Below are 21,137 nucleotides of genomic sequence, written 5' to 3' on the forward strand. Positions count from 1 at the left end.
ATTGATTTTTTAGTAACTCTTACTAATGATTGTTGTAAGCATGGCATTTACATTCTTTTTCAATGTATTCTCATCTTGTTTTTCTTCAGGCATTTTCTTTAATTCCGCAACCCACTTAGAATATAAAGAACAGCATGTGGATTAAATAATGAACGGCACCGCTTAGTTTATGGAATTATTATTTTAAATTCGGTGATGAATCACTTTGATTAACGATCTACTTTTAAAGTTTAAAATTCACATTACTAACTTAAAATGAGAAAATTACCATTTTTTTTATTATTATTGACTACCTATTCATGTTCTGACTTTTCTTTCAATGAGAAAAGCAAAAATGCAGGAGGTAGTTTCAACTATGTGATAAATAATGAGCCGTCCACTTTAATTCCGAGATATGTAAATGACTTATATTCTTCTACTTTACTGAATCAGGTTTATGAAGGTTTAGTTGAATTAGATCCAAAAACACTTGAAACAAAAGCTGGTTTAGCTAAAGATTGGACCATTTCACCAGATGGAAAAACCATTCAGTTCCAACTTCGAGAAAATGTTTATTTCCATAAACACACTTCAATAAAGGGGGAAAATAAATTCACTGCCGAGGATGTAGTTTACAGTATTGAGTTGGCTTGTTCACCGGAAGCAAATGAAGCAAGTGGAGCTTACCATTCAATTTTTAAGGGTTTATTGGAAGGTGCAGATGCGTTTTTCAGAAAGGAAGCCGACCATATTTCAGGTTTAAAAGTAAGAGGAAATACAATACAAATCCAATTACTACAAAGAGATGCTGATTTTATCAATAAACTTACCCAAACTTCAGCTCTTATAGTTTCTAAAAAAGCCGTAATAGCAGGTCTTGAGGAAGAGCTTATAGGCACAGGACCTTTCAGATTTGTAGAAAATAGAATACGTCAAGGTCGAAAAGAGATTGTTTTAGAAAGAAATAAAGATTATTACGGAAAAGATAGTGAGGGAAAAAAGCTCCCTTATTTAGATTCACTGATTTTAAAAGTAGAAAACGATAAACTACAGCAATTAAAAATGTTTGAAAATGAAGAAATTCATTTAATTGAGGGCTTGCCACCAAGTAAAATTTCATCAATGTTAGGAGAAGATAATATTGAAGATTTTAATGGTACTCCTCCTAAATTCAATCTTATTAGAAAACCATTATTAGCCACACAGTTTTATTACTTCAATTTAATGCAACCCGAATTTCAAGATATTAGGGTAAGAAAGGCCATAAACTACGCTATCAATCGAGACTCAATCATTATAAATGTTCTAAAAAATCAAGCCTTTGGAAAAGGTGATGGAGGAATAACTCCGCCAGCAGTTTTTAACGGATACAATTCAGATCTTGTGAAGAAAAATGGATACTCTTTCCAACCTGAAAAAGCGAGAAAGTTACTCACTTCTGCTGGTTATTCTGATGGTAAAGATTTCCCAACTATTCAATTAACTTTCAATAAAGGAACAATTCATTCTAAGGTTGCAAAAGAAATAGCAAATCAGCTCAATGCAACTTTAAACGTTCAAGTGGAGTTAAAAGCTGTTTCTTTTGAGGAAAAATTGGAAGATCAAAAATTTGCACGAGGAGATTTATTTCGCTCTTCTTGGTTTGCAGAATATTACAGTCCTGAAAGCTTTTTAATGACAGCCTATGGTAAAACTTTACCTGCAGATTCTGCCCAGCCTTCCATGACTAATTATTCACGATATCAAAATGAAGAGTTTGATAATATATTCGAAAAAGCAAAAAACACTGACGAAATAGTCGAACGATACACCCTTTTTGCCGAAGCTGAATCTATTTTGATGGATGATTCTCCGTACATTATTTTATGGTATGAGGAAACAATCAAAATAGTATATTCCAAAGTTCGAAACCTAAAGCTCAACGAAATGAATAGTTATACTTTTAAGAAAGTATACTTTAAGGATTGGTCAAAAAAAGAATGGGAATCCAAGGAAAAATAATAAATCGGTCTATTTTTGACCACAAACAACAGTATATGATAAAATATTTACTCATCATGATCAGTTTGGTATCACTGCCATTGATTGGACAAATATCGCAAACGGTTAAAGGAAGTGTTGTAGATTCTGAATCGCAATATCCTTTAATTGGAGCAAGATTAACCTTGGTTTCTTCAGATTCAAGTGTCATTATTAAGAACATGACAGATATGGATGGGTTATATAACTTCCAGGATGTACCGATTGGAAAATATCAATTAATCACGAGTTATAATTCATATTTGAACTCCTACACAACAGTAACTGTAAATTCTGGAAGAGAGAGCATTATTAATGTTCAATTAAATGAAGATATTCTTACAACAGAAGAGATAAATATTGTCGGTAAAAAAATCGATCAACTCAACAATGAGATGGCAACAATTTCTGCTCGTCAATTTAGTGTTGAAGAAACTGAAAGGTATGCTGGTTCAAGAGGTGATCCCGCAAGAATGTCTAGTAACTTTGCTGGAGTTCAAGGAGCAGATGATTCAAGAAATGACATTGTAGTGAGAGGAAATTCCCCAATTGGAGTACTTTGGAAAGTTGAAGGGATTGATTTACCAAATCCAAATCACTTTGCTACATCTGGATCTACAGGTGGACCAGTGGCCATTTTGAACAATAAAATATTAGCAAATTCAGACTTTTTCATGTCAGCATTTCCAGCTGATTATGGAAACTCAATTTCAGCGGTGTTTGATTTAAAATTAAGAAATGGAAATACAGACAAACATGAATTTACTGGTCAGTTTGGTTTTTTAGGAACAGAAGCCTTAGCAGAAGGCCCTATCAACCGCGACAAACGATCTAGTTATTTGGTAATGGGCCGTTACAGCACGCTAAGTATTTTCCAATCAATGAATATTAGAATTGGAACAGATGCGGTTCCTGTTTATGGAGATGGTGCTTTCAAATTATCCTTCCCCCTTAAAAAAGGTGGTCACCTTGGTGTTTTTGGAATTGGAGGAGCCTCCGACATTGACATTGTAATTTCTGATCAGAAAGAAGTTTCTGAAGAAGCTTTTGGGGAAGGAGACAGAGATCAATATTTTGGAACTGCCATGGGAGTTGTTGGTGTCAGTTATAAGAAACCTATATCAAGAAACACTTTCTTTAAAGCGACAATTGCCCAATCTTATGATCAACAACAATCGCGTCACGATTTTTTAATTAGAAGTCTTGACACGCTTAATTCGGGGAGTGAACCGACTTATGAAATCAGAACAGATTCTATTTTTGAATTGTTTAGCTATAAATTTAAGACCTATAAAACTGCATTATACGCAAGTATAAATCATAAAATCAATAATAGAAACCTAATTCGCGCTGGACTAAATGTGGATGGATATTATATGGAAAATATTGATTCTGCATTAGATGTTACAAAAAGCTTTTTCGAAACGCGACACGACTACAAAGGTTTCAGCATGTTAGTACAGCCGTTTGTTCAGTACAAATTGAAGGTGAATGAAAAAATGGACTTCACAGCAGGTTTACACAGTCAATATTTTTCATTGAGTGACAGTTGGAGTTATGCAGAACCGAGATTAGGTTGGCAATGGCGTTTAAACAACGGTCATCAATTGAGTGCAGGAGCAGGAATGCACTCACAAATGCAGCCAACCTATCAATATACTTACCAGCAATCTGATGCTCAGGGAGATTTACGTAGGTTGAATGAAGACATGGATTTCACAAGAAGTTTTCACAGTGCAATTGGTTATCAGAAAAACTTTAAAGGGAACTTAAGTCTTAAATCTGAGGTTTATTATCAATATTTATACAATATTCCAGTCGACATGTATGCTTCGTCCTTTAGTTTGATTAATCAAGGATCTGGATTCCAAAGATTTTTCCCAGATGAATTAGTAAACGAAGGAACCGGAACAAATTATGGAGTTGAAGTAACAGTTCAAAAGTTTTTCAATAAATCGTTCTTTTTCTTGGCTACAGGATCACTTTTTGAATCTAAATACAAAGGAAGTGATGGAATTGAAAGAGATACAGATTTCAATGGAAACTATGCATTGAATTTCCTAGCAGGTAAAGAAATTAAAATCAATGATAAAAGTAAAATTTCTGCAGGGTTTAAAATTACTGCGGCTGGAGGAAGAAGATATGGATATGTTGATATTGCACAAACAGAAATCAACAGCGAATTGGTTTTTAAAGATTCTCTATTTAACACAAGACAATTTCAAGATTATTTCCGTTTAGATTTCAAGGTAACTTATGTTTTAAACACAGAAAAACTAACGCACGAAATTGGATTGGACTTAGTGAATATTCTAAATACAGAGAATATTTTAGCGTTGAGCTATGCTCCAAATTTGATTGATCCAACACAAGAACCAATTGCTGAAAGGTATCAGTTGGGATTCTTGCCGATTTTCTATTATAAAGTAGATTTTAGTTTTAGTAAAGGATCACGAGGAAACTCGCGATAGATAAAAGATAGTTATTAGCTAGCTTACCACGAGTTGAAAACTCGCGGTAGCTGCTAAAACTCGCGGTAGTGAGTGGCGTAAAGAAATGAAGGGATTTGTATCGAGAATGACGGGGATTCAATGTAAATCAGCCCTGCTTCTCGATAAACCTCCATATTATTCCTAACCTTGAAATGAAGTACTTCGCTCAACAGTTTTACATCTTAGGAAAGGTCTTAAAAACAACACCCGAATTAAAGCATTTAAAACTACTGTACAATTACTTTTCTGGTTACAACTTTTCCTTCAGTCTCAATTTTCACGAAATAAACACCATTATTCAAATTCGAAATTTCGAATGATTTTTGAATATTGGTAAAGGTTGCAATTGTTTTTCCATGGGCAGATAGTATATCAATCTTATCTACTTTTTGGTGTGTTTCAATTTGAATTGTCCCTTTGGAAGGGTTTGGATAAATAATCAATCCACTATCCCCTTGGGGTTGCTCATCAATTGATAGTAAGTCCGAAGAATTATATTGACTAAAAAACCTCCAAATTTCGGTACTGGCGTCAATATCATGGTTGGTTACCCCAATATCTATAAAAGCACCTGGCCAAGTATGACCTCCGTTTATTATTTTATAATGTTCAACAGTAGCTCCATTTGTTCCTCCTTCGTAAAGATAGTGCTCTGCGGCACACCCATCTGTTGGGTCAATATCTGGTAATTGTGTAACAGTTGGTGAATTAGAACAGTTTAAAATACTCACCCATTCGTCCAGCACCTGATTAACTGACGCAAATCCAATATTCCCGTTATATGGAACCACTGGGTCATTAGTTCCATGAATCAACATTGTTGGGACAGGTTTATTAGGGTTGCAATTTCCCAACTGAGTAACAATGATCGTTCCAGTTACAGATGCAATTGCAGTGATTTTATCTGATAAATTACATGCTAAATAATAGCTCATGAATCCACCGTTACTCATTCCTGTTGAATAGATCCGGTTCTGATCAATTGAATACTGACTAGATACTTCATCGATTAGTAACGATAAGAAACCAATATCGTCCTCTCCATTGGGTAAGTAAAAATTCCAATGTCTTTCATTTCCCGAATCAAACAAGCCATTGGGAACAACCATGATGAAATTTGCAGTATCAGCAATATTACGAAATTCACCGTAGAAAAGTTGTTCTAGCATAGACGAACCATGACCATGAAGGTTAATTACCAAGGGAAGTTCTGATTGTCCATCGTATGATTGTGGAACGTAAAGAATGTATTCCCTAGTTTTACCATCATGTTGCAAAGTCGAAGTTGACTGAGTTCCTGTTTGAGAATATGATTGCAAGCCTAAGAAAAAGACAAAAAATAAGGTGAGATTCTTCATAATACAATTGTTTAGAAGTAAATTTAGGGAAAAGAAATTGAAAAACAGCACTGCGATTTTATCTACACGAGATAAGTGATCATATCAAAGTAGTAACTAAATTGAGAATAGAAAAATGCAGAAATTAATCTTACATGAGGATATTTTTGATGCCTTGAACCAAGGTAAAATAACGACTATTCGGAAAGGTCGAAGAAAAATAGAATTGGGTAAATTGATGTTTGAAAGTTCTGATGAGGACCGACAAAAAATAGTTGAAGTTGTTAGTTTTTACTATGCTAAATTAGAGGATGTGAATACTGAGGATTTGGAGAATGATGGTTTCAAAGATCACCAAGATATGTGGGAGAAAATGCAACGTTTCTATCCAGATATTGGGTTGGAAGATGAAGTGACTGTGGTTAAATTTAGTTGTTAATGTTAAATGTTTACTTGTAAATGGTTAACACGATAGGGGTTTTAAAATAGTCGGACTTTAACTGCCTAAATATAAGAAATATAAGAAAGTAGAGTTACGAATGTTTAAATTATGAATATTTAAATTATGAATGTTTAAATATAATTATATAAATTTGATCAAATTCTCTTTAAAAATAAACACTGCTTTATGAAAATTTCACTATTCATTTTACTTATTACTTTGTCAGGACTTCAAGGATGTCAAGTAGTTTCAAAGGTTATGCTTAATAAATTCACTTTAAACATTAAAGAACCAACTGAATATAACACTCGACTTGAAAGCCATAATAAGATAGTTAAAGATTTACGTAAAAAGGACATAACAAATTATAAAATAGTTTATTCTTCTTCTGACTACATAGAGCAAACTGGAGACCTTGAAGTCTTTAATACTGAGGCTTATATTTACAATTTTAAAGGGCAACTCCCTATTTACGATTCTTTAAATATTTGTGAAACTACTACCTTCAAATATTATGCTTTTTCAAAGTATGGTTCTAAACTGGATTCCGTTAAATGGTCTGAAGAAAATAAGCTCGCCGAAATCACTCCATATTTAGAGTATATTGATTCAACTAAATTGAATATTAACTTTGAAAAATACGATTATGTGGTATTAATGGACTACACTACATTCGTTAAAGGGCCTCAAAACAGAAGGTTTAGAAGACTAAATAAAATTCCAGAATTCAACGGTGACAATCAAAATGTACTTTATCTTTTTAACAATAAAGATCTAATCATAAATAGTTACTTTTATAATTATATGAAAAGTGAATCTGAGAAAGTTGAGGCTTCAAATTAAAAATTAGAAAATCTCTAATTATTCTTATCAAAATACCAGCTTAGTCCTATAGAAAATATCTGCGCTTTTGCTGTCATTTCTGCTCTAACCACTTCGGTTAGACCAAGGGTTGGAAGGCTATAAGAAATTGTATGCTCTGTGATCGAACTACTTTTGCCAAATTGATATTGATAACGCCCTCTAAGGTGTAGATTTTCTGTAATTCTAATGTCTTTAGAGATTCCAAGGTAAAATCCGTAATATGTTCGAGAACTAATGCGATAATTGAAACCAAGGGTCGTAATTCCTACATTATCATTATAATCTAAATATGCAGCACTAAGTCCATATCCACCGCCTGTACTCACCTTATTATCAGTCATTCCCAAAACGAAGCCTGCATGTACATCGAAAAACCGTAAGTTGTTTTTACCGACAAATCGATATCCCCCACCTATATTAAGTGAGTAAGTAATGAAAGAATTATTATAAATACTTATTATTCCTCCTTCCTTAATTCCATATCGATTAGGTTTTAATGTTGTACCATGCCATGTCCAACTAAAATCACCTTCTGCAAAAAAATTCTGAGGTAAGTTATATTGATAACCAACATTCCAACCGTTAACAAGATTACCTCGATCTAAATTAATTGGAGTGCTGTTCATTTGTGGTAGAGAAAAGCTTGGTTCAATAAGAATAATGGGATGACGACTATTTAAGAGAGACACAGTAACTATATGCGTATTTGGATTAACCAATCTACGATTTGCTCTTTCTTGAATTTTCGAACTCCTAGATTGCGAAATACTTTGGTCTAAAGTGGCATTATTATTTTGTGCGTGAAGGTTTTGAAGAACACTAAAAGAAAGAATAATAATTGACGCTAAAATGCTATTGAATCTCATAACTAGGTAATTTATTTGAAAATATAGAAATTTTTAGCCCTCCTGAAATGAATGCTCCACCACCACGAACTTTAACAGATACTTTATCATCGAATGTCATATTATCAGAGACGATCTTTATTGAATTATCGATATTAGCATTTAGTCCAAAACGATGAACATATTTCACAAATATTCTAACTTTACTAGAAAGTCGAATGTCCTTTGACAGCCCCAAATAAGGACCAACTGAAAGCCTAGAAAATGAATTTGTCGTTTCAACCAATTGATAGTTCAAATTTGCTGTATTTTCCACATTCTCAGAAACGCTAATTGTTGCTGTACCTTCTTTGAAATTTTTGACATCATTCGATTTCATATTAGAAACACCAAAAAACATTCCCGCATGAAGGTTGAAGAAGTTGAAATTATTTGAATTCGCCAACCTATAGCCAATCCCTAATTGAATATCATGATTTGAATAATGCTTTCGATAATAACCCCAGCTAATATTTTCACTATAATCTCTTTTCAATGAGATTCCTTGACCAATATAACTATATCCCGCTTCAGCAAAGAAACCATCTCTAATACCATGCTCATACATCACATTTGGGAAATAGGTGTTATTATGCATAATCAAACCTTCTGAAAGAAAATTGTTAGGGTCTTTAATATGAGTGGAAGTAAAACCAAAACCAGCTGAAACTGAAATATATTTCGATTGAGGATGTATATACCGTTTTATTTTTCTTTCCTCTTTTTTTGTGAGCTCAATTTTGTCATACGTTTGAGAAAACACTGAAAAGGAAAAAAACATCGTTAAATGTAAAATTACAAGTAGATTTTTCATATTTTATTTTAAACATAATACACTTCGCAAGAATTAATGAAATTCTTGATTAACTTCAGATCTTAAACCTTTCGATTGAGACTTTAGTCTCCGCAATTTTCGTAATTATATTAACACTCCTCCCAAACAAAGTCGCTTTCTTTCAATTCACCATAATATTCAGCGACAAACTCTTCTAATCTTTTGAAGAAAAGTAAAATATCATCATGGCTATTTTGAGCGTTGATCGTTACAAATCTTACAAATTCATCTTCTTGGAATGAACCAAAACTCACCATTAATTCGGCTTTTTCGTAAAGCTTTGTACACAATTCTTGAGATGGGATATTCTTGTATTTGAAGCAAACAGCAATTGAATCATCGAAGCTGAACAGTTCATAATCTGGATGATTTCTTACGTACTCTCGTGCTGTATCGGCTAAAGAAAATTGGTGATCAACCATTTTTTCTAATCCTTGCGTACCCACACTTTTCCAGAATGTCCAGAATTTTAACGCATCGTTTCTTCTTCCACATTGCAAAGAAGTTTTTCCTGGATTGAAATCGTCTTCATCCGTTTGATAAAGATATTCTGCGTCATTCGCAAATGAATTTCGTAGGTTTTGTTTGTCTTTTACAACAATAATCGAACACGTTAATGGCGTTCCTATCATTTTATGTGCATTGAAACTAAAAGAATCAACGTTTTCGAGTCCTTTTAAGTGATGCTTGTATTTTTTACTAAAAATTACAGAACCACAGTATGCTCCATCCACATGCATCCAAACATTGTGTTTTTTACATACGACGCTAATTTCTTCAACATTATCAAAAGCACCCAGAACCGTTGTTCCAGCTGTTGAGTTCACCATCACAGGATGAAAACCATCAGCAAGATCTTTTGCGATTGCTTTATCTAATTCAACAGGGTTCATTTCGCCAACTTTATTCACAGGAATATAGCGTACGTTATTTCTTCCAATTCCTGAAAAAGAAGCATTTTTTGGAATACTGTAATGAGATTCTATTGAAGTATAAACAGTCATTTTTTGCTGAACTCCATCAAAGCGAACTTTACCATTGTAGGCATCTCTAGCCATAAGCATAGACATGAAATTCGTCATAGAACCTCCTGTTGCAAATGTACCGTCAGACTTTTCATCCCAACCAATGATTTCGCAAACTTTACGCAGAACGGCTTTTTCAACACCCACTTGTGCTCCAGCCGCTTTAAAGGTGTACATGCTATTATTCATCAGCACCGCCAACAATTCTCCAAGCACTGCTTTTTCATTTCTTCCACCATACAATTGATTAAAGAAAGCGTTTGTTGCAGTTCTTGGTGTTGCCATCACCAATTCCTTCAATTTCTTAAGATGTGTTTCATCATCAATCGGTTGATCGACAAGTGAAAGATCAAGTTTATCAAACAATTGATCTGCAGGAATATAATCTACAACAGGGTTAACTTTTTCGTCTGCTAATAATTCTGCTGCTATTGATTGAAAAACTGCTAATGCTTTTTCCATAATATTGTAAACTGTTTTGTCGGAAACTCAATAAATATAATTGTTTCATCAAGTGACCTAACACAAAAATCAAACCTTTGTTTATGGTTTTTTTATATGAATTGGCAAAAGTACGTTTTTTAGTTGAATGGAAAGAACAAAAATATGCGTTATTGAATGAAAGCACGAGGGCGAATTACCAATCGCTCGATCTTTTTCACTTTCCGCTCGACACTCTAAACTCTATACTGCATACTGTATTCGAAGAATATTAATATCTTTGATTTATGAGAATTGGCGTTAACACAAGATTTTTATTGAAAAACAAAATGGAAGGTTTTGGATGGTATACTTATGAGACCATGTTGAGAATAACTCAAAACCATCCAGACCATGAATTTATTTTCTTTTTTGATCGTCCATTTGACAAGAAATTTATCTTTTCGGATAACATAACTCCTGTTGTAGTAAATCCACCTGCTAGACATCCAATTCTTCAAATCATTTGGTTTGACTATGCTATTCCGAAAGCATTGAAAAAATATAAATGCGATGCTTTTGTTTCTACCGATGGCTATTTATCCTTAAAAACGGATGTGCCGCAACTTACGGTAATGCACGACTTGAATTTTGAACATAATCCGCAAGACGTTCCAAAAAATGTCTTAAAATTCTTCAAAAAACGTTTTCCATTGTTTGCAAAAAAAGCCAAACATTTGTGTACAGTTTCTCATTTCTCGAAGGCTGATATTGTTAAAACTTATGGAATTCCCGAAGAGAAAATTGATGTAACGCATAATGGAGTTTCTCCTGTTTTCAAAGTCATAGATCAATTTGAAAAACAAGCCATCAGAGATCGATATACCGGTGGAAAACCTTTCGTCGTTTTTGTTGGTGCAATTCACAAAAGAAAGAATGTTCAACGTTTGATCGCGGCTTTTAAAAACTTGAAATCTGAACATAAAATACCTCATCAATTATTAATTGTAGGCGAACCAATGTGGGATAGTCAAACGATTGAAGTAGAGGAAGAAATGAAATCTTATATTCGATTTACAGGTCATGTATCTTTAGAATTATTGGCGGATATTGTAGGAAGTGCGACATGCATGGCTTTTGTGAGTTATTTTGAAGGTTTTGGAATTCCGCTAGTTGAAGCAATGCAATCTGGTGTTCCAGTTTTAGCTGGAAATAAAACTTCTCTCCCTGAAATTGGTGGTGATGCAGTTTTGTATTGTAATCCGTATTCTGTAGAATCAATTCAAAATCAATTGTATTCGTTGCTAGATAATCAAGAATTACGAGAAGATTTAATTGAAAAAGGATTGGAAAGAGCGACAGAGTTCTCGTGGGATTTTACGGCTAGGGATTTGTGGAAGGCTATTGAGAAGATTTTGCCATCACAAGTTGAAAACTTGCGGTAGCGGCAATTGGAGAAGTTTATTGTTTTTTTTCCGCAAAGGAAGCAAAGGTTTAGGAGGTAAGCAGAGTTTTCACCTGCGGTGATGGAGAAAAATATTTTTTTAGGACGATCACGAATTGGATTTCTACAAGCTCAACCACCTTTTCGCGGTAGCATTCTAAAAATAATCTTAACAAAAAAAGCGATACTTCATTTAGAAGTACCGCTTTTCCTAGTATAACTTTTAACTAAAGAACTACACGTTTGTTTTCAACGTCCAATTCAGTTTTTTGTAAATCCAAACTTTGAATCTGTACAACGTTAAATACATCGCTGGTACGATAACCAAAGTCAAGAATGTTGCGAATGTTAATCCGTAAATAATTGTCCAAGCCATTGGAGAGAAGAACATGTTGTTGTCTCCACCAATAAAGATGTTTGGCTTGTATTCAGTTAACAATCCAACGAAATCGATATTTAAACCAATCGCTAAAGGAAGTAAACCAAGTACAGTTGTAATTGCCGTTAACAATACTGGACGTAAACGTACTTCTCCACCTCGAATTGTAGCCTCCACTACTTCATCGTCTGGTTCAAGTTCCGTTTCTTCAAGACTTGCTTTCTCACGGTTTTCTCTACGTATTAAATTGGTATAATCAATCAATACAATGGAGTTATTTACCACAACACCCGCAAGAGAAATAATACCAATCATCGTCATCATAATAACGAATGTTTGCCCACTCAATGCCAATCCTAAGAATACTCCAATAAATGAAAGTACTACTGAGAAAAGGATAATTGCTGGCGTAGAGAATGAGTTAAACTGCGCAACGATAATCAATAGAATAAGGAATACGGCAATCATTAACGCATTTGTTAAAAACGCCATTTCCTCAGCTTGCTCATCTTGAGCACCTGTAAAGCTGTAGGCTACATCTTTCGGAAGATTGTCGTCATTTGCATAATCCATCATCTTTTCTTTCAGGACTGCTACAACTTCATTCCCATTAAATCCTTCTGTCACCTCAGATGAAATAATCACTTTTGAAGTTTGGTCTTCACGCGAAACACCCGTAAAAGAAATATTCTCTTCTGGATCTTTGATTACACTTCGAATTGGAATATTCAATAATTGTCCAGTGTTATTTCTAAACATCAGTTTTTGATCTAACAAAGCGTCTAAATCATAACGAGAGTCTTCTTTAAAACGCACGACCATATCGTAGTTTTCTTCATCCTTCGTAAATGTTGCAATATCTTGACCCAATAAGGCTTTACGAATTGCCATACCTACTTGTGAAGTTGAAGAACTCAATTTTCTCACTTGGTCACGGTCTACTTCAATTGGAATCTCAGGTCTTGTTGCCTCAACGTTCAATTTCAATTCATCCACACCTTGAACCCCTAAGCGGTCGAGGTGATTTTTCACATCCGTTGCTACAATAATAAGGTCTTTGTAACTGGCATTTTTCTTTGTGTTTATCAACTCAATGTTAATTGGCGCCTCTTGAGGTGGTCCCATTGTGTTTTTCTTCACAGAAATTTGCACGTCAGCTGGTAACACACCTTTCAATTCATCTTGCAGTTTTGTCAAGACAAAACCAGTTGTGTTAATCGAATCTCTGTATTGGAATTCAGTAAAATCAATTGTGATTCTTGCCTTGTGTGGCGTATTCCCCATGTCCATTCCTTGCTCACTCGTTCCTTTTCCAACTTGAGCAATAATTGACTGAACAAGGTCAGCATCCTGTACATTACTTCTGTCAGCACCTTTTGTATAAGGTGCTAGAATCTCATTAATTTTCTCTTCGATGATCAAAGCAGATTTATTCGTTTCCATAATATCCGTTCCAATTGGATGCGTGATAAAAACGTTAACAAACTTCGCTTGATTTGAAGGGAAGAATTCAACTTTTGGTTGTTTAATTGCGAAGACAACTACAGATAAAATCAGCATTACAAAAGTCCCGACAATAAACCAAACTGGTCTTGATCCTTTCAAAGCAAAAGTCAAGAAATTCTTATACCAACGCTCAAGAACAGGCAATAACCTTTCTTGGAATGCGATTGTTCCTGGGTAGAAAACAAAAGTATTCAATAAGTTTAATGCCCCAATAAGCAATAAGATATTCCCAAATAATGTAGCACCTACCATAACAATTAAGAATCCTAATCCTATGAAGATTGCTCCATACGTTAAAGATTTCCCCTTTTTAGGTTTTGCTTGTTCCACAGTCATATAAAGCGCTGTTAACACTGGATTAATCACCAACGCAACAAATAAAGAAGAACCTAAAACGATAATCAATGTAATTGGAAGGTATTTCATGAACTCCCCAAAAATACCCGGCCAAATTGCCAACGGAACGAAGGCTGCCAAAGTAGTTGCCGTTGATGCAATAATAGGCCAAGCTACTTCACTCACCCCGTGAATTGCTGCTTTGAAAGGTGGGAATTTTTCTTCATCCATAAAACGGTAGATGTTCTCAACAACTACAATTCCGTTATCTACCAACATTCCAAGTGCCAATACCAAAGCAAAAAGTACCATTGTGTTTAGTGTAACACCCATTGTTTGAAGAATCATAAATGACATCAACATTGAAAGTGGAATCGCTACACCTACGAACATTGCGTTACGTCCTCCAAGGAAGAACAATAATACAAGTGTTACCAAGATTACCCCAAAAATAATTGAGTTTTCAAGGTTAGAAACCATGTCTCTTGTTTGATCTGATTGATCATTTGTCAATGAAACACTAACTCCTTTAGGAATAATATTTTCATCTCTTGCTTGTTGGATTAATGCTTCAATTTTATCAGCGGCATCCAGCAAGTTCTCACCACCTTGCTTAATCACATCAAGCATAACTACAGGTGCACCAAACTCTCTAGCAAAAGAAGTTGTATCTCCATTTCCGAAATAAACATCAGCAATGTCTTTCAACTTTACAGGCATGTAATCCTGTTGTTTTACGATAACTTCACCTAATTCCGAAGCATTTTGGAATTCACCATCAATCATCACGGTTTTACGCATTCCATTCATTAGAATTTCACCACCAGAAATTGTTGCGTGTTCAGCAGAAACTGCATTTTCGATATCTGTTAAAGAAACTTGAACTGCTTCCGCTTTTAAACGGTCAACATCAATACGCATTTCCTCTTCTTGAATTCCTCGAATGTTCACTTCATTGATTTCAGAAAGGTCTTCCACCATGTCTTTTAAGTCTTCAGCTATTTCTTTCAAAACGCCTTGACTTTCACCACTTAGGTTAATATTCAGGATTGGAAAATCACTAGGATTAATCTCAAAGATATTTGGTTCAACAGGGAGTTCAGGGAAATCTGTTTCAGCTCTCGCTTGATCAACCGCATCTTTCACCTTGTTTAATCCGTCGTTGACATCAATACCAAATTCAAAAGCCACACGAATAGTTGCGTAACCATGTTGTGAATCTGAAGTAATCTCATCTACCTTTTTAATTGTCTTTACTTTTTTCTCAATTGCTTCTGCAATTTTCTCAGACATATACTCTGGGGATGAACCTGGTTTTGCTATCCCGATATAAATTTCAGGGATTTGTAACTCTGGGAAGTTTTCTTTTGGCATCGACTGATAAGACAGCATTCCACCTATAAATAGGATGGCGATAATTAAGAAAACCGTTTTGGAGTTATTTACCGACCAATTCGATATTCCAAAAAGTTTTGTTGTTTTTTTCTCTTCCATTATCTTATCTTTTCTCTATTCGAACAATATCGCCATCTGTAATTCCACGCGCTCCGGCAGAAACCACACGGTCACCAGACTTAACTGCTTCTTTTGAAACAGTTATTGCAGCTTTACCTTTGTATTGACTCACAATATTCACCATCACTTGCTTGGCGATGAAGTTTTCTCCAGATTTCTCCAAAATGAATAGGTAATCCTCATTTTGTTGTGTTTTTAACAAAGAAACAGATGGTACAATCAATGTACTGTCTACAACCAAATCTGTGATGTGCATTTCTGCAAGCATATTTGGCAACAATTTAGTCTCCCCTTTGATGTCTGACTTCACTTTGAAAGTTCTATTTGTTGGGTTGATATAGTTACCAATTGAAGAAACTTCCAGATTAAACGTATCTTGTAAAGTTGGTACAAATACCTCTACTTTTGTTCCTTCCTTAATTGTTCTGTAGTAGTGTTCAGAAATGTTTCCAGACACATACATGTCTTTGTTGTTCACCAATCTTAAAATTGGAGATTGTGCACTTGCCATTTCTCCTTCATGTGTTACAATTTCATCAACAACCCCAGCATAAGGTGCTCTTACAACAGATTTAGAAGATTGTGTTTTAATTGTATTCAATTGAGAACTTAAAGAAGCTTTTTGATTCTTCGCTTGTTTTAATTCAAATTCTGTACCTACACCTCGATCAAACAATTGTTGTTGTTTCTCCAAGTTGTATTCAGCAAATTCCAATTGTGTTTCTAACTCTTTAATGTTACTCGATAAGATTTCGGTATCAATTCTAGCTAAAATCTGCCCTTTCGAAACCGATTGACCTTCCTTAACGTTAATTGACTTGATTAATCCGTTAGACTCTGCAACAATCATTGCTTGGCGGTCTGTTTCGATATCACCTTGAACAGTGATCCTGTGCTTAAATTGACCAAAGTCAGCACTTTCACTCTCTACGTATGGAAGCATAACAACCTTGACCGTATCCAATTCCTTAATTTGCGCGTCTAATTCAGCCACTTCAACTTTAAGTTCTGCTCTTTTTTCCTTTAACTTATCCAATTTAGTGCTTGGGCTACAAGCAACTACTGTTGATATTACTCCTAATACTACCAGTGATTTAAAATATTTTTTCATCGGTTCTGTTACTGTTAATTTCTAATTAATTGATTGTATAATTTATCCAACTCCAATTTTTTATTGAAGACTTCAACCATGGCATTCACATAATTAGTTTGTGCTTGCACTAATTGATTATATTTCTGTGTTACGATAATGCTGTTTTCCTTACCAATTTCAGCCATAATCATTGAGTTATTATGAATTTTACGAGCTAATTCAACATTTTTCTTTTGCAATTCAAGATTTGTTCTTGCACTCTTTAACTCATTCTTCAATTGTATTTCTTGACCAGAAAGAGAACGCTGAAACTCTTGAACAGTTAATTCATCTTGTAATACAGTGATTTTTGCTTTTTGAATCTTCGCCCATCTTTCTCCACCTGCAAAAATTGGAATAGACAACTTCAATCCCCAAACTGTTTGATCAAACCATTTTCCTCCAGTTCTAAAAAAATCAAATTCAGATCTATAAGCATCAAATTGATGATTAAAAAATGCTGAAAGTTGTGGATAATTCCCCATTTTTACATTCTTTAAATCATACTCAGAAATCACAACTTGCTTTCTAAGGATATCTAATTCTAGATTATTCTCATAAGAACCCGACAAATCAACCTGCTTATCCAATAACAAATTATCTAAATCTTCAGTTAATGTAATTTCATCATCAATAGGATAAGACATCGTCATTTTCAACATTATCAATGCGTTCTCATAAGTTGTATTTGCAGCAACTAAGTTCGCTTGTGCCGACAATAATGAAAATTCTGTTTGGTCAACTTCTTCTTGAGTAATGAAACCAACATCAAACAACTCTCTTTGCTTTCTGATTAACTCTTCTGTCAAGCCAACTAAAGTATCAACGAATGCTTTATTTCTTGCACTCACCAAAGCCATTTGATAAGCTTGTGTTACATTTGATAGAACATCTTGTTCTGATTTTTTAATACTTGAAGCTACAAATTCAGTGTAGAAATTAGAAACTTGTAAAGCAATAATATAAGAACCATTAAAAATCAATTGATTCACCGATGCTCCTGCATTGGCTGAAAATTCTTGACCAAAACTTACTTCGATATCTTCTCCAGGTTGCCCCATTAAAGCTCCATCTAAAACTTGCGTTGGAATATTGATCAATTGTTGGAAATTCACTTCCCCATTAATTTGTGGCAATCCCATTGCTCGCGTTTCAATCACTTGCTTTTTAGCAGATTCTAAATCTAGTTCAGATCGCTTGATTTGTTCTGCATTTTCTAAGGCATAAGATTGTGCCTCAAAAAGTGAAAATTGTTGTGCAAATGTTGATTGAGTCACCAACAAAACCAGAACAATTATTAGTTTGTTTAACCTATTCATTATTTTTATTTATTTTTCATGTTTTTAACCATTAACTCTCTTCCTTTATCATTCACTATTCCTCTTAATTGAAATAGAATAATTTGCTCTAATAACGCCCCAAATTGATTCGGTTCAACATCAAATATTTTACCTTCTGTTAGCATACTCACAGTAGACAAATGAATTCCTGCCATAATTTTTGGATCCAATTCAGATAAATAAATACCTTCTTTTTGACCTCTAATAATGTTATCCTTAATTTGATTAATTACGAATTTCAACCTATGTTCTCTGACGATTTCCCATGCCTCGGGGTAATACTTTTGTAAATCAAAAAATACAGAAGTATGAATTTCAGTAAATAATTTTGTAGAAAATTCACTAATACTCATCAACGCTTCAATTGCATTTTCAGACCTTAGCCTACTCGCTTCGCATGCCACTTGATTCTGATCTATTAAAGTGCTTACGATTTGTTTCACCAGTTCGTCTTTATCCTTAAAATGATTGTAAATCGTTTTTTTTGACATTGACATTTCTCTGGCCAAGTCATCCATTGTCACTGATTTAATTCCGTGACGCAAAAAAATCAATGCTGATTTCTCAATTATTTCTTTATACTTTTTATCCATTGGAGCGCAAAAGTAGTAAAATAAAAACGATGGAAACTATTTACACTCGAAAAGTTTCCATGATTTCACATGTTTTTTCTCTATTGGCAGAAATTCAATACACATCACACTCATTCATCCTTATAAACAGCCATTTAAATAACTACTCAACCTCTTGACAGCAACAAGAAAAATCACCAAAAAAAATAAAATTTAGGAAACCCTATTAATATTGTAGTCAAAAACTTAGCTTTGTTTTTATGGCAATTCTAATTTATTCAGACGGTTCGGCAAAAGGAAACCCAGGAAATGGAGGTTACGGTGCAATTCTCAAATTTATGGGATTTGAGAAAGAATTGTCTCAGGGTTTCCGCTTAACTACGAATAACAGAATGGAACTTATGGCGGTAATTGTTGCTTTAGAAGCGATTAAAACCGACAAACATGATGTTGTTATTTACTCAGATTCCAAATATGTTGTCGATTCTGTCGAAAAGGGTTGGGTTTTCAATTGGCAGAAAAAAGGATTTAAAGGAAAAAAGAATGTTGACTTATGGAAACGCTATTTGAAATTACATGCTATTTATAAGCCAAAATTTATTTGGGTAAAAGGACATGCAGGTCATGTGGAAAATGAAAGATGTGATGTCTTGGCTGTAAATGCTGCGGATGGGAAGAATTTGCTGGTGGATAAAGGGTATGAGGAGAGTGTTAAATAATAAATTTTATAGCTGCCTTCGACTACGCTCAGTCAACGGAAAATGATTCTTGTTGATTGAGCCTGTCGAAGGCAGCGAGTACCATTTTTCATTTTATTCTTTAATTAATTCAATTATTTCACTAACTTAAATAAGACCACCCAAAAAATCAGAAGATAATGAATACGAAATGGCTTATTAAAGACGCTCCAGATGCGCTTCAGGTAGAAAACTTGAAAAACGAAATGAATGTTTCCGAAGTTGTGGCATATATGTTAGTCCAACGAGGAATTACAGAATTTGATCAGGCTAAATCTTTTTTCCGTGGAACACTTAAAGAATTACATGATCCTTTTTTGATGAAAGATATGGAACGCGCGGTAGAACGCGTAAACATTGCTTTGGAAGAAGGTCAGAAGATATTGATATACGGAGATTATGATGTCGATGGAACAACAGCGATTTCGATAGTTTATGGATATCTTTCTCAACTTACCGATACAATTGCCTATTATATTCCAGATCGTTATTCTGAAGGTTATGGAGTAAGTGAAAAAGGTATCAGAAGTGCAAAAGAGAATGACTTTTCTTTAATAATCACCTTAGATTGTGGAATAAAAGCCAATGAAAAGGTTGATCTAGCTAATTCTTTGGGAATCGACATGATTATTTGTGATCACCATACACCCGGAAAAGAATTGCCGGATTGTATTGTTTTGGATCCGAAAAGAGAAGATTGTAATTATCCGTATAAAGAATTATCTGGTGCTGGAGTTGGTTTTAAATTAATGCAAGCTCTTGCAACTACGAATAATTGGGATGAAAGTATCCTGTTTGAAAATTTAGATTTATTGGCCATAAGTATTGCGGCAGATATTGTTCCTGTTACTGGAGAAAATCGACTATTGGCACAATATGGATTAAAGCAATTGAATGAAAATACCCGACCTGGAATTGATATTATGTTGAATTTAGCGAAGAAAGAAAAACCGCTAACTTTAACTGATGTTGTGTTTACAATTGCTCCAAGGATTAATGCAGCAGGTAGAATAGACGATGCAAAAAAAGCGGTGGTTCTTTTGACCTCAAAAGACGAAAAAGAATTAAGAAATATCGCTCAAACCATTCATGATTTCAATGAAGAAAGAAGAGGTTTAGATAAAGAAATTACCGAACATGCTTTATCAATCGTTGAAAATGACCCTGGATTCAATCAAAAATGTACGACTGTAGTTTACCACGAAACATGGCACAAAGGAGTAATTGGAATTGTAGCTTCTCGATTAATTGAAAATTATTATCGTCCTACAATTGTTTTAACGCAATCTGAAGACGGAGAAACGTGGACAGGTTCTTCACGAAGCATAAAAGGCGTGAATGTTTATGATGTCCTTGAAAATTGCAGTAAATATTTAGATCGTTTTGGAGGCCATTATTTTGCTGCTGGAATGACCTTAAAAAATGAACAACTCAATGATTTCGTTAAATGTTTTGATGATGAGGTTCGAAAAATAATTGGAAGTGAATCTTTAATTCCAGAACAAATTATTGAAAAAGAATTGGCTTTTGACAGCTTATTCAACATGGGAGAATCGGTGCTTGAAGTCCCAAGATTAATGCGTGTTTTAAATCAATTTGAGCCACATGGCCCACAAAACATGAAACCACTTTTCTTGGCGAAAAACGTTTATGCGCATGATGCAAAATTATTGAAAGATGTTCATTTAAAAATGAATGTTTATCAGCCAGATTTTCAAAAACATATTCCAGCGATTTATTTTAAAGCTCCAGAAGCATTAGAAATTGTTCAAAACGGTCCTTTTGATATGGTTTTTACTTTGGAAGTGAATCAATATAGAGGAAGAACGACTCCGCAGTTAATGGTGAAAGATATTCGAGCGCATCGATGATGCGGGCG

15 protein-coding genes are annotated in these 21,137 nt (G+C 34.4%); 7 read left to right on the forward strand and 8 right to left on the reverse strand.

The features are described 5' to 3' along the window. The first annotated feature begins 255 nt into the window (after window positions 1–255). Window positions 256–1,980, forward strand: coding sequence for an ABC transporter substrate-binding protein (locus C6368_RS15445; protein ID WP_107040130.1), 1,725 nt, complete (start codon window positions 256–258; stop codon window positions 1,978–1,980). A gap of 35 nt (window positions 1,981–2,015) precedes the next feature. After that, window positions 2,016–4,469 carry a TonB-dependent receptor gene (locus tag C6368_RS15450; protein ID WP_159038634.1) on the forward strand — a complete coding sequence of 818 codons (2,454 nt, stop codon included), beginning with the start codon at window positions 2,016–2,018 and terminating at the stop codon, window positions 4,467–4,469. Between the two features lie 248 nt (window positions 4,470–4,717). Here the strand turns inward: C6368_RS15450 and C6368_RS15455 are convergent, their stop codons facing one another. Further along, window positions 4,718–5,848, reverse strand: a complete 1,131-nt coding sequence (locus tag C6368_RS15455) for an extracellular catalytic domain type 1 short-chain-length polyhydroxyalkanoate depolymerase (protein WP_107040132.1) — start codon at window positions 5,846–5,848, stop codon at window positions 4,718–4,720. 115 nt (window positions 5,849–5,963) lie between these two features. On the opposite strand from C6368_RS15455, the gene C6368_RS15460 reads away from it, so the two are divergent. Together C6368_RS15460 and C6368_RS15465 are read left to right on the forward strand one after the other, a co-directional pair. Next, the gene (locus C6368_RS15460) at window positions 5,964–6,266 is read left to right on the forward strand and encodes an ASCH domain-containing protein (protein WP_107040133.1); all 303 of its coding nucleotides are present in this window, start codon (window positions 5,964–5,966) and stop codon (window positions 6,264–6,266) included. A gap of 189 nt (window positions 6,267–6,455) precedes the next feature. Beyond that, complete coding sequence (locus tag C6368_RS15465; RefSeq protein WP_107040134.1) at window positions 6,456–7,112, forward strand: hypothetical protein; 657 nt, start codon at window positions 6,456–6,458, stop codon at window positions 7,110–7,112. A gap of 14 nt (window positions 7,113–7,126) precedes the next feature. Here the strand turns inward: C6368_RS15465 and C6368_RS15470 are convergent, their stop codons facing one another. The 3 genes from C6368_RS15470 to C6368_RS15480 all read right to left on the reverse strand — a co-directional run bounded on the left by C6368_RS15470 (window position 7,127) and on the right by C6368_RS15480 (window position 10,339). Then, a complete protein-coding gene (locus C6368_RS15470; RefSeq protein ID WP_107040135.1) occupies window positions 7,127–7,999 on the reverse strand; it encodes an outer membrane protein in 873 nt (290 codons plus the stop codon). After that, window positions 7,986–8,831: a hypothetical protein gene (locus C6368_RS15475; protein WP_159038635.1), complete on the reverse strand. Its 846-nt coding sequence runs from the start codon at window positions 8,829–8,831 to the stop codon at window positions 7,986–7,988. Before C6368_RS15475 ends, C6368_RS15470 begins: the two co-directional genes overlap by 14 nt. A 110-nt stretch (window positions 8,832–8,941) precedes the next feature. Beyond that, window positions 8,942–10,339: a pyridoxal phosphate-dependent decarboxylase family protein gene (locus C6368_RS15480; protein ID WP_107040137.1), complete on the reverse strand. Its 1,398-nt coding sequence runs from the start codon at window positions 10,337–10,339 to the stop codon at window positions 8,942–8,944. 266 nt (window positions 10,340–10,605) lie between these two features. Between C6368_RS15480 and C6368_RS15485 the strand changes: the two genes are divergently transcribed. Continuing rightward, window positions 10,606–11,742 (forward strand): glycosyltransferase family 4 protein, encoded by a 1,137-nt coding sequence (locus C6368_RS15485; RefSeq protein WP_107040138.1) that lies wholly within the window; start codon window positions 10,606–10,608, stop codon window positions 11,740–11,742. A gap of 234 nt (window positions 11,743–11,976) precedes the next feature. Here the strand turns inward: C6368_RS15485 and C6368_RS15490 are convergent, their stop codons facing one another. From C6368_RS15490 to C6368_RS15505, 4 genes are read right to left on the reverse strand one after another with little or no spacing between them, the layout of a single operon-like run. Beyond that, on the reverse strand, window positions 11,977–15,456 hold the full coding sequence (locus C6368_RS15490) for an efflux RND transporter permease subunit (protein ID WP_107040139.1): 3,480 nt from the start codon (window positions 15,454–15,456) through the stop codon (window positions 11,977–11,979). A 4-nt stretch (window positions 15,457–15,460) separates the two neighbouring features. Then, complete coding sequence (locus C6368_RS15495) at window positions 15,461–16,588, reverse strand: efflux RND transporter periplasmic adaptor subunit (RefSeq protein WP_107040140.1); 1,128 nt, start codon at window positions 16,586–16,588, stop codon at window positions 15,461–15,463. Between the two features lie 14 nt (window positions 16,589–16,602). Further along, a complete protein-coding gene (locus tag C6368_RS15500; RefSeq protein WP_107040141.1) occupies window positions 16,603–17,928 on the reverse strand; it encodes a TolC family protein in 1,326 nt (441 codons plus the stop codon). 5 nt (window positions 17,929–17,933) lie between these two features. Beyond that, window positions 17,934–18,542, reverse strand: coding sequence for a TetR/AcrR family transcriptional regulator (locus tag C6368_RS15505; protein ID WP_107040142.1), 609 nt, complete (start codon window positions 18,540–18,542; stop codon window positions 17,934–17,936). Between the two features lie 239 nt (window positions 18,543–18,781). Between C6368_RS15505 and rnhA the strand changes: the two genes are divergently transcribed. Both rnhA and recJ read left to right on the forward strand, forming a co-directional pair. Further along, on the forward strand, window positions 18,782–19,240 hold the full coding sequence (rnhA, locus tag C6368_RS15510) for a ribonuclease HI (RefSeq protein WP_107040143.1): 459 nt from the start codon (window positions 18,782–18,784) through the stop codon (window positions 19,238–19,240). A gap of 158 nt (window positions 19,241–19,398) precedes the next feature. Further along, window positions 19,399–21,129 (forward strand): single-stranded-DNA-specific exonuclease RecJ, encoded by a 1,731-nt coding sequence (gene recJ, locus C6368_RS15515; RefSeq protein ID WP_107040144.1) that lies wholly within the window; start codon window positions 19,399–19,401, stop codon window positions 21,127–21,129. Window positions 21,130–21,137 lie beyond the last annotated feature (8 nt).

It is taken from the genome of Brumimicrobium mesophilum (assembly GCF_003025005.1).
Classification (GTDB): domain Bacteria; phylum Bacteroidota; class Bacteroidia; order Flavobacteriales_D; family Crocinitomicaceae; genus Brumimicrobium; species Brumimicrobium mesophilum.

Excerpts from the sequence above, each read along its gene's own strand:
- rnhA (WP_107040143.1), top strand. The coding sequence starts at position 18,782 with ATGGCAATTCTAATTTATTCAGACGGTTCGGCAAAAGGAAACCCAGGA.
- C6368_RS15500 (WP_107040141.1), bottom strand. The coding sequence starts at position 17,928 with ATGAATAGGTTAAACAAACTAATAATTGTTCTGGTTTTGTTGGTGACT.
- C6368_RS15495 (WP_107040140.1), bottom strand. The coding sequence starts at position 16,588 with ATGAAAAAATATTTTAAATCACTGGTAGTATTAGGAGTAATATCAACA.
- C6368_RS15475 (WP_159038635.1), bottom strand. The coding sequence starts at position 8,831 with ATGAAAAATCTACTTGTAATTTTACATTTAACGATGTTTTTTTCCTTT.
- C6368_RS15455 (WP_107040132.1), bottom strand. The coding sequence starts at position 5,848 with ATGAAGAATCTCACCTTATTTTTTGTCTTTTTCTTAGGCTTGCAATCA.
- recJ (WP_107040144.1), top strand. The coding sequence starts at position 19,399 with ATGAATACGAAATGGCTTATTAAAGACGCTCCAGATGCGCTTCAGGTA.
- C6368_RS15490 (WP_107040139.1), bottom strand. The coding sequence starts at position 15,456 with ATGGAAGAGAAAAAAACAACAAAACTTTTTGGAATATCGAATTGGTCG.
- C6368_RS15460 (WP_107040133.1), top strand. The coding sequence starts at position 5,964 with ATGCAGAAATTAATCTTACATGAGGATATTTTTGATGCCTTGAACCAA.
- C6368_RS15445 (WP_107040130.1), top strand. The coding sequence starts at position 256 with ATGAGAAAATTACCATTTTTTTTATTATTATTGACTACCTATTCATGT.
- C6368_RS15485 (WP_107040138.1), top strand. The coding sequence starts at position 10,606 with ATGAGAATTGGCGTTAACACAAGATTTTTATTGAAAAACAAAATGGAA.
- C6368_RS15465 (WP_107040134.1), top strand. The coding sequence starts at position 6,456 with ATGAAAATTTCACTATTCATTTTACTTATTACTTTGTCAGGACTTCAA.
- C6368_RS15470 (WP_107040135.1), bottom strand. The coding sequence starts at position 7,999 with ATGAGATTCAATAGCATTTTAGCGTCAATTATTATTCTTTCTTTTAGT.
- C6368_RS15480 (WP_107040137.1), bottom strand. The coding sequence starts at position 10,339 with ATGGAAAAAGCATTAGCAGTTTTTCAATCAATAGCAGCAGAATTATTA.
- C6368_RS15450 (WP_159038634.1), top strand. The coding sequence starts at position 2,016 with ATGATAAAATATTTACTCATCATGATCAGTTTGGTATCACTGCCATTG.
- C6368_RS15505 (WP_107040142.1), bottom strand. The coding sequence starts at position 18,542 with ATGGATAAAAAGTATAAAGAAATAATTGAGAAATCAGCATTGATTTTT.